The organism is uncultured Nostoc sp. (assembly GCF_964245445.1).
Taxonomy (GTDB): domain Bacteria; phylum Cyanobacteriota; class Cyanobacteriia; order Cyanobacteriales; family Nostocaceae; genus Nostoc.
Genome location: NZ_CAXTNE010000007.1, coordinates 46,120 through 62,213 on the forward strand (window position 1 = coordinate 46,120; position 16,094 = coordinate 62,213).

Here is a 16,094-nt window from a genome sequence, read left to right on the forward strand (position 1 = left end):
CCTCCTATTAATATCACAAAAACTAGCTTGTTGGCAAAGTGATTTACCAATGCTCAAGCATATTTGTACCTTTCAAAGATAACATTCCCTCTCTTAATCTAGATCACGGTTGAGATGCGGTAAACCGCACTCAAGATTAGCCACCGCTAATTTTAGCTTTGTAACCTAGTTTGCTCAAAATCTCGACAATTTTTTGCTTGTGTTCGCCCTGAATTTCAATTTCGTTATCTTTAACTGTCCCACCTGTGCCGCACTGGGTTTTCAACTGCTTCACCAAATCAGCCAAGGTTTCTGGTTTGGCTTGAAAACCGCTAATCACTGTAACGGTTTTGCCTTTGCGTCCTTTGCGGGAAGCTTGTACTTTAAGATTTTGTTGTTGTGCGGGGAGTTCTGGAATTGGTCTTTCTGTGGCGGCGGAGTTGTCGTTGCCAAATTCGCGGTAGACAAAGCTTTTGTCAGAAGATTTGGGATTTGAAGAAGACATAAAATGAATATCTAAGAAAAATTTCAAAAGCAGTGGAAACTTCTACGCAACCATTCTGCTGGGATATCAATTTCTAGGCTAACATCACAAATCCATTGCGAGGAATTCAAAGTAATTGGGCATGGGGGATTGGGCACTTGTACTGAGCGACTCGTGCCGAGCAAAGCCGAGGTAAGCCGAAGTATTGAGCATTGGGTATTGAGGAAGAATTTAGCTTCCAGTCTCCAGATATAACCTAGATATGCCCTAGACTTTCTATAATAATTAAGTCATTCCCGTCATTAAAAACAGCCCGTGACTACTACTCCCCTATCTCCAAATTCAACTGCTCAGGTTCCAGATACGTTAGGTCGCTTTGGACGCTTCGGCGGTAAGTATGTACCTGAAACGTTGATGCCTGCTCTTACTGAACTAGAAACAGCTTATCAGCAATACCGCAATGACCCTGATTTTCAAGCAGAACTACAGCAGTTGTTACGGGACTATGTAGGACGTGCCACACCATTATATTTTGCTGAACGCCTGACTGCTCATTATGCCCGACCCGATCGCACGGGGCCGCAAATTTACTTAAAACGCGAGGATTTAAATCATACTGGCTCTCACAAAATAAATAATGCCCTTGGTCAGATATTGTTGGCAAAGCGCATGGGCAAGCAACGGATTATTGCCGAAACAGGTGCTGGACAACACGGAGTTGCCACAGCTACAGTTTGCGCTCGTTTTGGGCTGGAATGCGTAATTTACATGGGTGTTCATGACATGGAACGCCAAGCTTTGAATGTGTTCAGAATGCGGCTGATGGGGGCAGAAGTGCGTCCGGTGGAGGCAGGGACGGGAACCCTTAAGGATGCCACTTCTGAAGCAATCCGCGATTGGGTGACAAATGTGGAAACAACTCACTACATCCTGGGTTCGGTAGCAGGGCCTCATCCTTACCCGATGATGGTACGTGATTTTCATGCAATAATCGGTCAAGAAACTCGCGCCCAAGCAATCCAAAAGTGGGGTGTATTGCCTGATATTCTCTTGGCTTGCGTGGGTGGTGGTTCCAATGCTATGGGACTATTCTATGAGTTTATAAATGAGCCTTCTATACGGTTCATTGGGATTGAAGCAGCAGGAGAAGGTGTCAATACCGAAAAACACGCAGCAACCTTGACAAAAGGACGAGTTGGTGTACTGCACGGAGCAATGAGCTATCTTCTGCAAGATGAGGATGGGCAAATTATTGAGGCACACTCAATTAGTGCAGGTTTAGATTATCCCGGTGTGGGGCCAGAACACAGTTATTTGAAGGATAGTGGTCGCGCTGAATACTATAGTGTGACGGATGCAGAAGCTTTAGCGGCATTTCAGCGATTGTCAAAATTGGAAGGGATTATCCCAGCGTTAGAAACAGCCCATGCGATCGCCTACCTCGAAACCCTGTGTCCCCAACTAACCGACAGTCCCCGGATTGTAATTAACTGCTCTGGGCGTGGCGATAAGGATGTACATACAGTAGCCAAGTTATTAAATGATGCGTAAATATACTTAAAAGTAATCGTCATGGCTTTGACTGGTGAGGTGTCTGTGCTGCATGAGCGGCTAGACACCATTGAACGGTTGCTAGAGGTTAAAGGTATTTTATCAGCTACTGAGATTGAAGCTTACGAGCCGGATGCCAAAGTAACTAAGGAACGGGAACAGTGGCGTGCAGAATATATTGCGCGGGTGTTGCGCGTAGTACAGGAAGAGTTAGAAACCCTCAAGAAAAGCTAGTACAGCACGGCAAAAGTAAACTACCTATCCCAAATCAATGAAACCCTTGCGATATAGAAATTACGAATTACGTAGCTTGCTTCTTGCTAAGGCGAGTATTAGGAATTCCAGGCAAGAGGTTTTAGTGGATAAATTTATGCCATTTATCGCTTGTGTTTTAGGGTTTAAAACCCCATCCCCAATGCAAAAGCTTGTTTTGTGTTGGGGTCTAAATCCCCAGACGCTTGATGACTCGCTAACGCTTCGCTATCACAAAACATAATTGCGAACTTGTATTGAGCGTAGCCGAAGTGTTGCGAATTGCGAATTGTTTAAATCCCATCTTCACCACTTATAACAGTATTAATACTGAATAATGTAATATATTGATATTCAATTATAATTCATAGTAATTTTAACTTTCTAAGTGTTAATACTGGTTAATTTTTTGAATACGTTATTGTCTTTTTACCACTAATAACCAAATACTGAAAATCATCGTATATTACAAAATGAAATTTTAAAAGTGGTTAAATAAAATAATCATACTAATGGTAGAGGAAAATTTTTTATAAATAGCAAAAGTTTTTCATAATTTTATGAATTTTAAAGTTAACTGGTAGTTTTTGAACAAAAAACGCCATAAACAGAGGTATATAGACCTATAATCAAGTTGTCAGATTGATACTAGCTTGGTTAAGCTTTCTGGAGCTAGAGTTCCAGTTAGTTTCAGCAAATGATTAAAACAACAATCTACAGCGTTGCTTTGGGCACTATTATTCTCAGTAGTGGAGCGATCACTACTCCTGTAACAAATTCAACTTTTACGTCAACATCTTTAAATGTATCAAATAGCACTTTTAAACTTGCAGCATCTAGCGTTAACACTGCTGCTTTAGAAGAGGCGGTTTTCAAACAAATTAATGACTACAGAGTTTCCCAAGGATTAAAAAAGCTGACTCGTAATTCTGCCATTGATAATCAAGCCAGGATTCACAGTCAGGATATGGCTCAAGGTAAAGTTCCCTTTGGACATACGGGATTTTCAGAACGTGTTAAAGCAGTCGGTATTCCCTACAGTTCAGCTGGTGAAAATGTCGCTTCCAACTATGGATATAGTGACCCTGTGACGACAGCTGTTCAAGGCTGGCTCAAAAGTCCAGGGCATCTTGCTAATATCAGAGGTAATTTTGAAAAAACTGGGATTGGTGTCGTTAGCAACAACAGTACAGGCGAAATCTTCTTCACACAAATTTTCTTTACTCCTGTAACAACTCCTGTAACAACTCCTGTAACAACTCCAACTTTTACACCGACATCTCCTAACGTATCAAATAATACTAATAAACTTGCAGCATCTAGCGTTAACATTGCTGCTTTAGAAGAGGCGGTTTTCAAACAAATTAATGACTACAGAGTTTCCCAAGGATTAAAAAAGCTGACTCGTAATTCTGCCATTGATAATCAAGCCAGGATTCACAGTCAGGATATGGCTCAAGGTAAAGTTCCCTTTGGACATACGGGATTTTCAGAACGTGTTAAAGCAGTCGGTATTCCCTACAGTTCAGCTGGTGAAAATGTCGCTTCCAACTATGGATATAGTGACCCTGTGACGACAGCTGTTCAAGGCTGGCTCAAAAGTCCAGGGCATCTTGCCAATATCAGAGGTAGTTATGAGAAAACCGGGATTGGTGTCGCTAGCAACGGTAGAGGCGAAATCTACTTCACACAACTTTTCTTTCGCTGATAGATTTGGTAAAATTTAGGTTTTTTCTCAAATTCCCAGACTTCAGGCTGCTAGCAAAGCTTTTGCTAGATATAGAATAATGTAGTTTCAATGACATTTGTCTATTGAATACTACATTATTTTTTTAGTAATTCATGAAAATTCTAAATTATCAGCAAAAATAACCGTGATTTTACGATGCTGACCTATTAAAGTATTGACAATAGAAACAATTTTTTATACTTCCTATACAAGGATGTAGCCAGATTGCAAAAATTCATCAATCCTTAATAGTATCGTGGTATATATCGTCGGAACAATAGGGTAGAGTATAAGTCTTATATCTCTACATATTACGTAATTCTCCATGTTCCGACAAACTGCTTTTGGCATCGCTTTAAGTGCGCTTGTCCTTGCTAGTGGGTTAACGACTGTTCCGATACCAAATAATCCTTCTACGAATACATCCACCCGTAATAAGCTGTTGTCGCTTTTTTCCAGTCAGGTTGCAATATCGACTCCTACTTTTAAGACTACGGAGCTAGAAAAATCCGTTTTTGAAGAAATTAATCGATATAGGGCTTCTAAAGGACTGCCAAAGTTGACCCTAAATGCAAATATCACTCGACAGGCAAGAATTCATAGTCAGAATATGGCTAAAGGTAAAACACCATTTAGTCATCAGGGATTTGAACGGCGAGTCAATGCTATCCCTATTCGCTACAGCAGTGCGGCGGAAAATGTAGCTTTCAATCGGGGATATAGTAACCCTGTGGATGAAGCTGTTACTGGTTGGATCAAGAGTCCTGGACATCTAAAAAACCTTAAAGGAAATTACAACCTCACTGGAATTGGCGTTGCTACTAATAATCAAGGCGAAGTCTACCTTACACAGCTTTTCTTTCGCACTAGGTAGATTTAATTTATGATTGTTTTGCACAATAATAATGTAGTGTTTGACAAGACTTTTATTTGCTGGACACTGCTATTATCTTTGAACAATTCATGACATTACAAGATTTTCAGGTGAGCGATCGCGATCTGGGCGACGCAGCTCTAGTAGAATATTTAGAATCTACAGCGATCGCAGTTGATACAGAAACGATGGGATTACTGCCACAGCGCGATAGGTTGTGTCTTGTCCAGTTGTGCAATGAATTCGGAAAAGTGACTGCAATCCGCATAGCCAAAGGACAAGCTGATGCGCCAAACTTAAAAAAACTCTTGTCAGCGACGAATGTCGTAAAAGTGTTTCACTTTGCTCGCTTTGACCTTGCCACTTTGCGAGCTAATCTGGGGATTCAGGTTAGACCTGTTTTTTGTACCAAAATTGCTAGTAAATTAGCCCGTACTTACACAAATCGCCACGGGCTTAAAGATGTGGTGCAAGAGTTAGAACAAGTAGAACTGGATAAAAGCTCTCAAAGTTCTGATTGGGGTAACGCTGCTAGTTTGTCTGAAGCTCAACTGAGTTATGCTGCCAATGATGTGCGCTATTTACTTAGTGTGCAGCATAAGCTAACAGAAATGCTCAAACGAGAAGAACGTTGGGAAATTGCTCAAGAATGTTTTGAATTTCTGCCAACAATAGTTTCGTTGGATTTGTTGCAGTTTAAAGATTTGTTTGAACATTGAGCCAATAATAAACCTCTTGCAAAAGTTTTTGCTGTGGAGTACAAGCATTACAAGAGGAAATATTCCATCTTTTGATTTGTGAATTGTGATTTCTCTGACTATGATAAATCAAGATTAGACCTCTTGAAAAATTCTTTAACATCCCTAACCTGTCCCCGCAACCAAAGAGATGAGACTTTAATGTAAGCCAAAGATAGAGTGGGATTCTTATAATTAATTTATGCAAGAGGTCTATTGCTAATTTTCTAAGTTATTTTTTGTCTAAGATCCAATATTTATTGGAATCATTAGTGTTCTTTAGGAGTATCAGATTCATTAATGGTTTCTTTGACATTACTGGCTCCCTCTTGAATGTTTTCCTTGAGGTTACTGGCTCCCTCTTGAATGTTTTCCTTGAGGTTACTAGCTCCTTGTTTAATGGCTTCTGTCGCGCTAGGGCCTCCCTTTGGCAGATTTTCTTGGTGATTTTTTAGCCGATCTACAACATTGTACTCATCTGCACCTGAGGAAGTTGTTGATTCAATAATGCCTTCTGTTGGGCCACCGATAGCCTTCCATGCAGCAAGACCACCTTTGAGTTGGGAGACATGCTCAAATCCATTAGAACGCAGTTGTTGCGCGGCTTGGGCAGATTCTTCTTCATTAGCACCGTAAACGTAAATATCACGGCTTTTATCTAAAGAAGCTACTGCACGCTGTACCAATTCATCTATTGGCGTTGGTATAGCTCCTAAAATGTGACCTTCGTTGAAGGTGTTGCGATCGCGCACATCCAGTATGGTAAAAGCTGGTTCGCCCCATTCTAGACGAGACTTCAATGTATGAACATCAGACTGTCCTTCTACTGGTGGCTGTGGGGGAATTATGCCGCCGACTAAATTGTTAACCATAAGTATCCCTGACTTGACGATATTGATAGCAATTTAACGGACTAAATATATTTAATTACTCTTTCTATGGGCTGAATTTACTTAAAATCTCTCCTGAGATAGAGTACCTAATTAAAATATTTTCTACCATTTAATGCATTGCAAATTAAGTCATATTAGACTATTAAAAGTTGTTTTTATATTAATTGTATTAATTAAATATATTTAAAGTTATGTTTTTGATATTTAATTATTAAAACAAATTGTGAACATGTAAATAATTTAAAATATTCAGCTATTAGTACAGGAATTACTTACATTTTCAATATCTGCGATCGCTAACAATAACGCCTTATAGCTTTTCATAATCAAATGAGTTACATCAGAGCAAGCTCCTCGTTTGCTCTTAAAAGATGTTTTAAAAGTCCTCAAGCCATTATTCTTTAACCTCTTCTCTCTGTGTTGCGCCAGTTGCTTCAAGTCGGGGAACCCGCCCAACGCACTGGCTTCTCTGTGCCTCTGCTGTTAAATAAAAGACTTTTTAACCGCATAGACGCTGAGGGCGCAGAGAGACAAAAGAGATTTTACAAGTCATCTTCAAAGGGCTTTAAGTATTAAAATTTACAATCCTACAACAAAAATCCAAAATTATACAAACTTCATACAATCAATACTTATAAAATTTATTAGCATTACAATGGCTAAAGTTTTGATAAACTTCATGGAAGATTAATTGTAAACAGGTACTACAGTAGCGATCGTACTCAGCAGAGACGCGCTTGAATACACTATTAACAGAAACACGTAAAGCAAAACTGGTGCAAGAGCGAATCGCCCAATCTACAATAGGCAGCATTATGATTATGGTTCCCGCTACTACTCCCAAAATTATGATCGTCGATGACGACTTTGGTGTGCGAAATCTGGTCTATCGTTTTTTAAGTCGGAAATATCAAATAGAGTCCGCAGCAGATGGTAAGACTGCCTTATCGTTGTTTGAGCAATTCAACCCGGCCTTAGTGATTCTGGATTGGAATTTGCCGGATCTTAATGGTTATAGCCTTTGCCAAGAAATGCAGAGCCGTACTAATGTTTTAGTGCTGATACTGACTAGTAGGACTGACGAGGCTGATAAAATTAAAATCTTAAGCGCAGGTGCTGATGATTTTATGACTAAACCGTTTAGCCTTGCAGAAGTTGAAGTTAGAGTGGAAGCTCTTTTAAGACGGATACGCTACATCAACCCCTCCCCAACACAACGGATCATTTTTAAGCAGTTAGCAATTAACCCAGAGGGACGGGAGGTAACACTTAACGAGAAACCTCTTGCTTTAACAGCACTGGAATTTAATATCTTACATTTTTTGGCAAGTCATCCTAATCAGGCTTGGAGTCGCCCACAACTAATCCAAAAAATTTGGGGTTGCGACTACGTGGGAGATGGCCGAGTGGTTGATGTGCATATTGGTCAGCTTCGCAAGAAGATGGAAATCGATGCTAGCATACCGGAGTTTATTAAAACTGTGCGGGGCTATGGTTACAAGTTTGAAGCGCCCGACGAAAATACTCATTCCTGAGCTTGCTGATTTCAGAAGTAGTTCATAAAAAGAATTACTCAGATGAGTCAACATTAGTATTATTGCTGATTTAAGCAGTTTCACTGACGATTAACGGTATAACTTGCGCTAATTTGGGGCGTTGAGCCAAATTGATTTGCAGAAAGGCTTTATCTAGTACTAAAACCAAAAGTGCAAATACCGCCGATTTAAAATAGGTGATTTTGCCTTGTCACTTGAGTACGTGAAAGATTTTCCTTACTTTGAAATTTATAAATCCACAAAAAACTACTAGAGTGAATTTAACGGATTTAATCGATAACCCACCCAATGTAAGGCAAACCAATTAGCTTACTATTCGATCCCGTCAAATAGGTGGCTTTAGACTCTGACTTGTGTAGGCTAGCAAAAACCGCCAGACATCGCTCCACAAATTCTACAAGGTTACCGGGGGCAAATCACCGAAAAAAGTATACTTGGGTCTTGGCTCAACCTTTCAAATTAAGCTTCCCCTCAAGCTTTGACCCATCTTGATGAGATAAAAATTTTTCACTACTGTGATAGCTTCTTCGCCATTTTTCTAGATGCTCTATAGATATTGATTTAGAAATGACGTTCACGCCATTTCCTCGCCAAGCAACTTCTGCATCTGTTGTGAAAACCCCGCATTCTAATTGATCTAGCCTTATATTCCAATATTCACTAAACCGGCCTTTCAAAGTAATAACTTGCTCAAATACCTTGTTTCTGTGTTTATTTCTTCTTTTTCTTTCAGTAGCTCCTGTTGCTTCTGTATCAATAAACTTGGTTTCTATTAAAAACAGGCTTCCTTTAAAGGTCTGATAGACAAAATCACACTTTCCTAAATCTGTATAATCTGAAATTGGAGATTTTTCAAATAACAGTAATTCAGCACACGAGGGAAATAAGTCTTTAATATTCAGAAATAAATAAGCTTGCAATAGAAGTTCCTTATCATAAGGAAATAAGATAACTCCTTCAAAAAATTTTTTAATGTCCTCCTGAGTTTGGGGTTGAATGATTTTACAGTATGAAACAAATTTATGTAGCTCGTTCACGATCATCAAGTTATAACTCCTTCCCCCGGTCGCAGCCTTAAGGTTCTTAGCATAAAAATATACTATTTACTCAAGGAAATCATCATCCGCATAAGTAACTAAAAAAACTATTATAAGCCTGAATACTTAAGGCAATTTACTGTTGACGGTTCAGTAAAACTGATTATTAAGCTGCTTTTCAGTATTGGTGGACTTTTCACTTTTGGCTTCAGATACCAGTCAGTGATTTGATATGAGCAGGAAAACTGGCATTTTGCAAAGCTTGAACGGTTATTCTAGAATCTTGTACGCAAAATTGCCAACCCAAGCGAACAAGTTTCCGAGAATTTTCAGTTTGTATAATTCCGATCACTGGCATTTTTGCCTTTTCTTTGTCCCCTGAGTGTTCTTGCAAAATTATTTTCAAGCGATGTAGTTCATCGATATTACCTGCTTGCTGGGGATTTAATTCCACCATTACCATTTGTACTGTTTCCACTGGCTCTGCATCTTCAAGAATAAATTGAGTTTGCTCATCGCGTCGATCTACTTTTCCCCAAATAATCAATCTAGTGTCAACTTGGAGTATAGAACTAATGCGTTCATAGGTTTTGGGAAAGACTACAGCTTCTGATTGTGTAGTGAGGTCTTCTATTTGCAAAATTGCCATTTGATCGCCTTTTTTAGTAACCACTTTTTTGACGTTATTCAACATGACAACTGCACAAAGCCTTGTCTCTTCCCTTTGCTCTCCAAGTTGCGAAAGGTTAATTGGAGTCAAAAGTGGTGTTATTTGCCGTAAGGATTTCAGTGGATGATCTGATACATAAAATCCTAATAATTCTTTCTCCATTTGCAACTTTTTCTGTGGTGGCAAGTCCATCACAGGTTTAGATTTGGGAGCAGTTTCAAAGGCATTATTTGCTCTTTTGGTGGGAGTAGAAGATAATCCGTCACCTAATAAATCTAAGAGATTTCCTTGACCACTAGCTCTGTCTTTAGCGCGAGATTGTGCCCAATCATACACTAATTCTAAGTCGTTAATTAACTGTTGACGGTTGGGTTCAATTTTGTCAAATGCTCCACAGTAAATGAGCGATTCCATAGTGCGGCGGTTAACAGCACGTAAATCCACGCGATCGCAAAAATCAGCGAGGGATTTAAACTCTCCTGTCTCATTTCTCGCTTCCAAAATACAAGCGATCGCACTCTGTCCCACGTTCCGCACCGCCGAAAATCCAAACAGAATCTTTCCCAATGTCGGCGTAAAATCAACACCAGAACGATTAATATCTGGCGGATCTATGGAAATACCCATATTTGTACAGTTAGTAATATATCTCTGTACCTTATCGGTATCGCCACTGTTAGCCGTTAACAGCGCCGCCATATATTCCAATGGGTAATTAGCTTTTAAATATGCTGTTTGATAAGTTACATAACCATAGGCAGTCGAATGGGATTTATTGAAACAATTGGAAGCTATTAACCCATTTTTGATTGCAAAATTATGGTCATGCTCAACCCCTATGTCATAGACATTTTGTTTTCCTAAATATTTGCGTGTGACTATTTTAATCATCCTAGCCTACCCCCGAAAAAATTTTGCTAACTTGATAAAATGATGACAATTGTAATTCTTGTAATACTATAATAAAAAATTATATCACTATAAAACACTGCTATACTCTTACACAAAATAGCCTAAATATATCAAACTTTTGGTAAACCATTAGATAGACAGTTAACAGCCATGCAATTGCTGTTTTAAAGCTTATTGAACACGTTCCAATACATATTAATCCGCTTAATCAGATGCCTGGGAAGTTGGAAGAAGCATGGGATCTCTTCGCTGGGGAGAAAAGTTTTACAAGAGAAGGCAGTTCTTGCTGGAGGAAAAAAGTATTAATGAAAATTTTAGTTGTGGGTATAAAGCCTACTAGTATAAAAAGATTTATGTCGAGCGTCTCCTGCCTCCATGCCTCTATCCAATGCCCAATGCGTCAGTTACTATCGTTGAAAAGCAATTCAGTATAAGAGGGTGTAAGTAGGTGAAAGTCGCGTTGATCGTATTTTTGGTAGTGGTTGTGGGATTGTTTGTGGTAGTCGAGATCGGACTGCGATCGCTTTTTGGCTTCGGTAATCCCCTGATTTACATTGGCGATGAGCAGATTGGTTATTTATTGGCTCCTAACCAGCGTACCTGTCGTTTTGGTAATCGCATTGAAATTAATGAGTATTCTATGCGAGGTAGTCCACTTGAGAAGACACATGCACCTTCTGGGTTGCGAATTTTACTGTTAGGGGATTCTATTGCTAATGGTGGCTGGTGGACAGATCAGACTAATACAATATCCACAATGATGATGCGTTCTCTGGCATCATCCACTAATCGTAATTATCAGGAAATAGAAGTGCTGAATGCTTCAGCTAACTCTTGGGGGCCAAGGAACGAGTTAGCTTATTTACAGAAGTTTAGCAATTTCAACGCCCAAGCAGTAGTGTTATTAATTAATACCGATGATTTGTTTGCTACTGCTCCCACTTCTTTACCGGTAGGACGCGATCGCAACTATCCCAATAGTAAACCTCCTTTAGCATTGGTGGAAGTGTGGCAACGTTATATCGTCAAGCAACAGCCAATTCCCGAAATGAAAGCAGTGCAAAATGAAGCAGGCGATCGCGTGGGGATTAATTTGGAGGCGATCGGCAAAATTCAAGCTCTGAATCGCCAAACCAACAGCCAATTTCTCTTAGTCATGACTCCCTTACTGCGAGAAATTGGTGAAACAGGCCCCCGCGATTACGAAATTATTGCACGCCAGCGCTTGAACGATTATACTAAAGCCCAACAAATTAACTATATAGACTTTTTACCGATATTCAATTCAATTACCAATTCGCAAGCTTTGTATCACGACCACATTCACCTCAACTTACAAGGTAATAAAGTTGTCAGTGAAGTTATGGGGCGATCGCTTTTGGAAGTTCTAAGGGAAATACCACTTCCTCAGAGCTACTAAGGTCATCAATCCTATCCAAAAAAAAGGTTCGTATTGAGCGATTTATTGCTCAATTTCAAATACCCATAAGCGGTGAGTCGAATTTGTTTTGATGAAGCGAGACAATTCATATTTATTTATCCCCGGCATTACTCAGTAACAATCGCATTTGTTTTTTTCTAAGATTATTTCTAGAGCTTTTTTCGCACTGGTACTTTTAATAAAATTTTAACCCTTATCTGTGAGATAACGACCAACTAATTTAAATTTACTCAGACAATATTCTCTAACTAAAATAGTACTAATTCAGGTAATAATCAACCTTAAATACCCAACAAACATCTTGATTTTTGTGGAGTTATTTTTATAATAGTAAATTAAACAATATGTTTAAATATTACTTTTAGTAAATCCCCTTGTGTAAAAGGCTTAGTTAAATAACCTGATGCTCTTACTATCTTAGCTTTAGCTTTATCTAGAAACCCTAATTTTTCCGACACCATAATCACAGGTGTATTTTTAAAATTTGAGTGTTTACGCAGCAAAGAGCAGAGTTCATATCCATCCAAATTAGGCATTGAAATATCCAACAAAATGATGTCGGGTTTGGTGTGAACAATCTGTATTAAAGCTTTTAAAGAATCGGTGACTGCCACGACAGAAAATATTTGCTCATCTAAATAACTTTTAATAGTATTCAATACGGTAGGGCTGTCATCAATACAAAAGATAGTGTAGATTTTTTTGTCAGTAGGTGGTTTGGTGATTTGCTGACTCCTATGTTCATTGGTATTAATAGAATAGGTTGGCGGTTTATAGCCGTTTATTGTAGACCAGTTTGGTGTACTTTTGCTTTTGGGTTTTAGCTCATTTATTTTGAACAATTCTGAAGGGTTTGATTGAGAAGTTGGCGATGTCTGACGATAAGCCGCTTCCCTTCGGGGTGTTTGACATCGTTCAACTAATAAGCGGAGATTCAGATGACAAAACTTTGGCATGTCATCCAGAAAGCTTTCAGGAATAAATTCATAACTCCCCTCATCTAAGTTCAGAAATGACTCCAGAACTTCTAGCGCCAATTGCTCTATCAGTATCGCCGCTTGAGAGGGACTGATATATTTCTGATTGACTAACCAACAAATAGCCAAATAATCTGGGTTCGGTATTGTCTGATTTTCAATACTAGTTTCAAATATCGCCCGCAACTGTTCGTGAATTTCACGAGGGAGAGTAGAAATTTGCTGACTCAAGCGTTGCAAATTTCTGTAGAGTGGCTCAAACATTTTCTCTGAATAGCAGGCATAAATTAGTTTACCCTCGTCTACATATATTGACCAAGAGCCTGATGTGCTAAATACCTGCAAACAACCAGTAACCGACTTACCAGTGATTTTTTTCAACAAAGATAAAGGCTGGAGCTTTTGAAAAAATCTGTATCTACTAATCGGAAGTGTCTTCATTAGGATGGTTTTGGAATAAAAGTAACATTTGTTTGCACGTAAAATTAGTGAATTACCTTTTCGGAATTCACTGCGACTTTGTTGGAAGCACTATCAGATAAATATAGCGGTCACATTTGAGTTAGTACAGAGATTCCACACCCCCCAACTCTTAACTCACCAATCTCTGTTAAGCTATAAAGCACGAGTTACAAATAAACCAATCCATATTATTGACCAATGGCAAAATGGCCTGACTGGTTGCCAAGATATAGTATTTCAAAAATTAGATTGGTTTTCTGTATCTTTCGCTAATCTAGCCAATCTAACAGTAACTCAAGTGCAACGCATAGACCATTGGCTCTCGCCCATCAGTCACAAAAGCATCATTGGTATCCGTATTTAGCAGCCTAAAATTGTAGATACACTTTAGTTTTCGTGCCAAAGTTGTTTTGCCTCTGGTGCTAAAGTCGAAAGCGACCAAAATCTACTGTAATGTAGATGAAAATGCCTCTAAATCAAGGCTTTTGAGTATTAAATCCGCGCTGACAAACTATGTTTTTGTAGTCGTTACGAAAGTCGTGGGGCACTTTTGCTAGAAGTTTATTCTTGAGGGTAACTTCTTCAAGAGAAAACGTATTATTAGAAACTAAGCATTAAAAAAGTTAAATATCTTACTTAGGTTTGTGATTGTAAAGCAACCCTTAGTCTTGGGATTGGGTAAAATTATCACTTGCACAACAAGAATGGTAAACCTCCGACCAAAGATGAGTTAGCTGGTAATTGCCGCCATGATGGTGTGTGGTGAGATGCAACAGGCAACCAAATCAGCAGAAGGGAATTTCTTCATAATTACTGGAGACGGTTTCTAATGTTGTGTGGGGCTAAATAGTTACCCTGCACAATTTGAAGTGACAAATTCAAGAACTTGCAGCGAAATTCTTAATTGCTAATACATACCTGCAAAATAGCTCTTTTTAGATAGATGGTAGATAACAAATAAGTAACCACTAAAATTCAGATTACTATAATTCTGAAAAAAAGTTAGCGGAAATATATAAACTTCATGATAAATCAGTAAAGGAAACATGAAAACTAATTAATATTATTTTTCAGTATTTATTTGCTCGGAAGTCCGGGAAGGCTGAGAATGTACAGTAAAAGATAATTTTGTATGTGTATAGCGGTTTTCGGTTGAGTAGGTACAGAATCCCCCCCAAAAGGGGGCTTAAGATGTACCTCATATGATTAGGAAACACTGTATTAAATTACACTTATAAGTGAGTGAATCATTTTATAATAGCAATTTGCCTGAAAATCTCAAGTTTTAAAAGTCACAAATATAAGTAGAAAATTGTCCGCAATCGCATTCATTCATAAGGTATATTTAGCAAAAAGACGCAAAGAAATGCTTTGCGTCTTTGGCGTGAGATTTAGAAGTGGATATTCTCACTGTTAAAATTCTCCATCTACCTAAACTTGCTCCCGCCAGCACCAGCTTAAAAGTGTACCACCTGCCACCAGCTTAACAATTTCCAGTACCCAATAACTGCCGTGCAGTATATTCATTGTCGATGGAATAGCAGCAGCAGCTTCAAATAGGTTGAGTTGAACTCCTATCGCGCACATCTGCGGAGTTAAGAAATAGGTGTCAAGCACAGCTATAGTTAGCAACAGCACAGATAAAACAATACTGCCAATACTCCAGTGATATCGGGTTTTGCTCAAAGCTAGCGCCCCAGTCAGGACTATAGCAGCAGATAACAATTCCATCCGATTGAAGTTCCAAAAAATCGTATAGCCTGCTGTCGTAAAACCAGCTTGGCTCATCATGCCAGAAAGATAAAGGCTAGGCATAATTACCCAGTCTAAAGCTAGACTAGCACTGAGCCAAAACCCTAAAGTCAATATAATGCCGGTTTGCCAAATTGGTCGCTTGAATTCAAAGTTAGAAATAGCAGTCATAAAATAATTGCGTGTGTTGTATTTCTTAGTTTGTAACTTTACCAGCAGTTTGACAAGAAATATCAACTAACCTTTACAAAGCCATTTCTCTTAATTCATTCTTAATCCAATCCCAAGTTTTTTTAAACTTAGTTAAGAACTGTTAAGATATTTTAAAAAATAGTTGGAAATATTAGCCATTTTAAATGCAATGGTTCGGGATAATTTACCTTGGTGGGAAACGACAACTTGTAAGCAATTGTCAAAACTTAGTCATATTGAGATTTTTATCTAGCGTTTCCTAAGCAACTGAGATAAACTTAAATCTTTATTTATCATCAAGGTTAGTAGCATTGAAAACGTAGCTCGCCAGGTTAGGAACCACTATACTTTAGTTCATTTTAAATTTCTTAACAAAGTTATAAATATTCCTGTTTACCTGCTGATATTGCTTAAGTCACTCGTTTGTAAGTTTTTGTCTCTAAAAGAGTCAATAATAGTCATAGGTTTTTTGACTAAGTTAAGTTGTGGTAACAAGAAAAATAAAACTTTGGTGATGTGCGATGCTATAAGCTTGTTTAGCTTATATGAAACTATCCCACTAATAAAAAAGTATGGTAATCTACTTCTCAACAAGG

General features: G+C 38.6%; 12 protein-coding genes and 1 pseudogene. 7 read left to right on the forward strand and 6 right to left on the reverse strand.

All coding sequences use genetic code 11. The annotated features are described in order from the left end of the window. Positions 1-136: 136 nt before the first annotated feature. Positions 137-484 carry a translation initiation factor gene (locus tag ACFE90_RS02395; protein WP_109009060.1) on the reverse strand — a complete coding sequence of 116 codons (348 nt, stop codon included), beginning with the start codon at positions 482-484 and terminating at the stop codon, positions 137-139. A 294-nt stretch (positions 485-778) separates the two neighbouring features. Between ACFE90_RS02395 and trpB the strand changes: the two genes are divergently transcribed. The 5 genes from trpB (at position 779) to ACFE90_RS02420 (ending at position 5,588) form a co-directional block, all read left to right on the forward strand. Further along, positions 779-2,014 (forward strand): tryptophan synthase subunit beta, encoded by a 1,236-nt coding sequence (gene trpB, locus ACFE90_RS02400; RefSeq protein WP_375497383.1) that lies wholly within the window; start codon positions 779-781, stop codon positions 2,012-2,014. Positions 2,015-2,035: 21 nt separating this feature from the next. Further along, positions 2,036-2,248 carry a hypothetical protein gene (locus ACFE90_RS02405; RefSeq protein ID WP_375497385.1) on the forward strand — a complete coding sequence of 71 codons (213 nt, stop codon included), beginning with the start codon at positions 2,036-2,038 and terminating at the stop codon, positions 2,246-2,248. 715 nt (positions 2,249-2,963) lie between these two features. Continuing rightward, on the forward strand, positions 2,964-3,974 hold the full coding sequence (locus ACFE90_RS02410; RefSeq protein WP_375497387.1) for a CAP domain-containing protein: 1,011 nt from the start codon (positions 2,964-2,966) through the stop codon (positions 3,972-3,974). A 346-nt stretch (positions 3,975-4,320) separates the two neighbouring features. Further along, positions 4,321-4,869 carry a CAP domain-containing protein gene (locus tag ACFE90_RS02415; RefSeq protein WP_375497389.1) on the forward strand — a complete coding sequence of 183 codons (549 nt, stop codon included), beginning with the start codon at positions 4,321-4,323 and terminating at the stop codon, positions 4,867-4,869. A gap of 89 nt (positions 4,870-4,958) precedes the next feature. After that, on the forward strand, positions 4,959-5,588 hold the full coding sequence (locus ACFE90_RS02420) for a ribonuclease D (RefSeq protein WP_375497391.1): 630 nt from the start codon (positions 4,959-4,961) through the stop codon (positions 5,586-5,588). A gap of 443 nt (positions 5,589-6,031) precedes the next feature. On the opposite strand, the pseudogene ACFE90_RS02425 reads toward ACFE90_RS02420, so the two are convergent. Continuing rightward, positions 6,032-6,478, reverse strand: a pseudogene (locus ACFE90_RS02425) (rhodanese-like domain-containing protein); the annotation flags it as partial. A gap of 836 nt (positions 6,479-7,314) precedes the next feature. On the opposite strand from ACFE90_RS02425, the gene ACFE90_RS02430 reads away from it, so the two are divergent. Beyond that, the gene (locus ACFE90_RS02430; RefSeq protein ID WP_375497407.1) at positions 7,315-8,034 is read left to right on the forward strand and encodes a response regulator transcription factor; all 720 of its coding nucleotides are present in this window, start codon (positions 7,315-7,317) and stop codon (positions 8,032-8,034) included. Between the two features lie 467 nt (positions 8,035-8,501). Here ACFE90_RS02430 and ACFE90_RS02435 read toward each other — a convergent pair whose 3' ends face one another. Then, positions 8,502-9,098 carry a hypothetical protein gene (locus ACFE90_RS02435; protein ID WP_334742928.1) on the reverse strand — a complete coding sequence of 199 codons (597 nt, stop codon included), beginning with the start codon at positions 9,096-9,098 and terminating at the stop codon, positions 8,502-8,504. Positions 9,099-9,300: 202 nt separating this feature from the next. Next, on the reverse strand, positions 9,301-10,653 hold the full coding sequence (locus ACFE90_RS02440) for an OB-fold nucleic acid binding domain-containing protein (RefSeq protein ID WP_375497393.1): 1,353 nt from the start codon (positions 10,651-10,653) through the stop codon (positions 9,301-9,303). A gap of 469 nt (positions 10,654-11,122) precedes the next feature. Between ACFE90_RS02440 and ACFE90_RS02445 the strand changes: the two genes are divergently transcribed. Beyond that, positions 11,123-12,094: an SGNH/GDSL hydrolase family protein gene (locus tag ACFE90_RS02445; protein WP_375497395.1), complete on the forward strand. Its 972-nt coding sequence runs from the start codon at positions 11,123-11,125 to the stop codon at positions 12,092-12,094. Positions 12,095-12,450: 356 nt separating this feature from the next. Here the strand turns inward: ACFE90_RS02445 and ACFE90_RS02450 are convergent, their stop codons facing one another. Both ACFE90_RS02450 and ACFE90_RS02455 read right to left on the reverse strand, forming a co-directional pair. Then, entirely contained in the window at positions 12,451-13,533 is a 1,083-nt protein-coding gene (locus tag ACFE90_RS02450; protein WP_375497397.1) for a response regulator, read from the reverse strand. Between the two features lie 1,452 nt (positions 13,534-14,985). Beyond that, positions 14,986-15,477 carry a hypothetical protein gene (locus ACFE90_RS02455; protein WP_375497399.1) on the reverse strand — a complete coding sequence of 164 codons (492 nt, stop codon included), beginning with the start codon at positions 15,475-15,477 and terminating at the stop codon, positions 14,986-14,988. Between the last annotated feature and the right edge of the window lie 617 nt (positions 15,478-16,094).

Bases quoted from the DNA above. Each gene is read 5' to 3' on its own strand.
- ACFE90_RS02395 (WP_109009060.1), bottom strand. From the start codon at position 484: ATGTCTTCTTCAAATCCCAAATCTTCTGACAAAAGCTTTGTCTACCGC.
- ACFE90_RS02405 (WP_375497385.1), top strand. From the start codon at position 2,036: ATGGCTTTGACTGGTGAGGTGTCTGTGCTGCATGAGCGGCTAGACACC.
- ACFE90_RS02410 (WP_375497387.1), top strand. From the start codon at position 2,964: ATGATTAAAACAACAATCTACAGCGTTGCTTTGGGCACTATTATTCTC.
- ACFE90_RS02415 (WP_375497389.1), top strand. From the start codon at position 4,321: ATGTTCCGACAAACTGCTTTTGGCATCGCTTTAAGTGCGCTTGTCCTT.
- ACFE90_RS02420 (WP_375497391.1), top strand. From the start codon at position 4,959: ATGACATTACAAGATTTTCAGGTGAGCGATCGCGATCTGGGCGACGCA.
- ACFE90_RS02430 (WP_375497407.1), top strand. From the start codon at position 7,315: ATGATTATGGTTCCCGCTACTACTCCCAAAATTATGATCGTCGATGAC.
- ACFE90_RS02435 (WP_334742928.1), bottom strand. From the start codon at position 9,098: ATGATCGTGAACGAGCTACATAAATTTGTTTCATACTGTAAAATCATT.
- ACFE90_RS02440 (WP_375497393.1), bottom strand. From the start codon at position 10,653: ATGATTAAAATAGTCACACGCAAATATTTAGGAAAACAAAATGTCTAT.
- ACFE90_RS02450 (WP_375497397.1), bottom strand. From the start codon at position 13,533: ATGAAGACACTTCCGATTAGTAGATACAGATTTTTTCAAAAGCTCCAG.
- ACFE90_RS02455 (WP_375497399.1), bottom strand. From the start codon at position 15,477: ATGACTGCTATTTCTAACTTTGAATTCAAGCGACCAATTTGGCAAACC.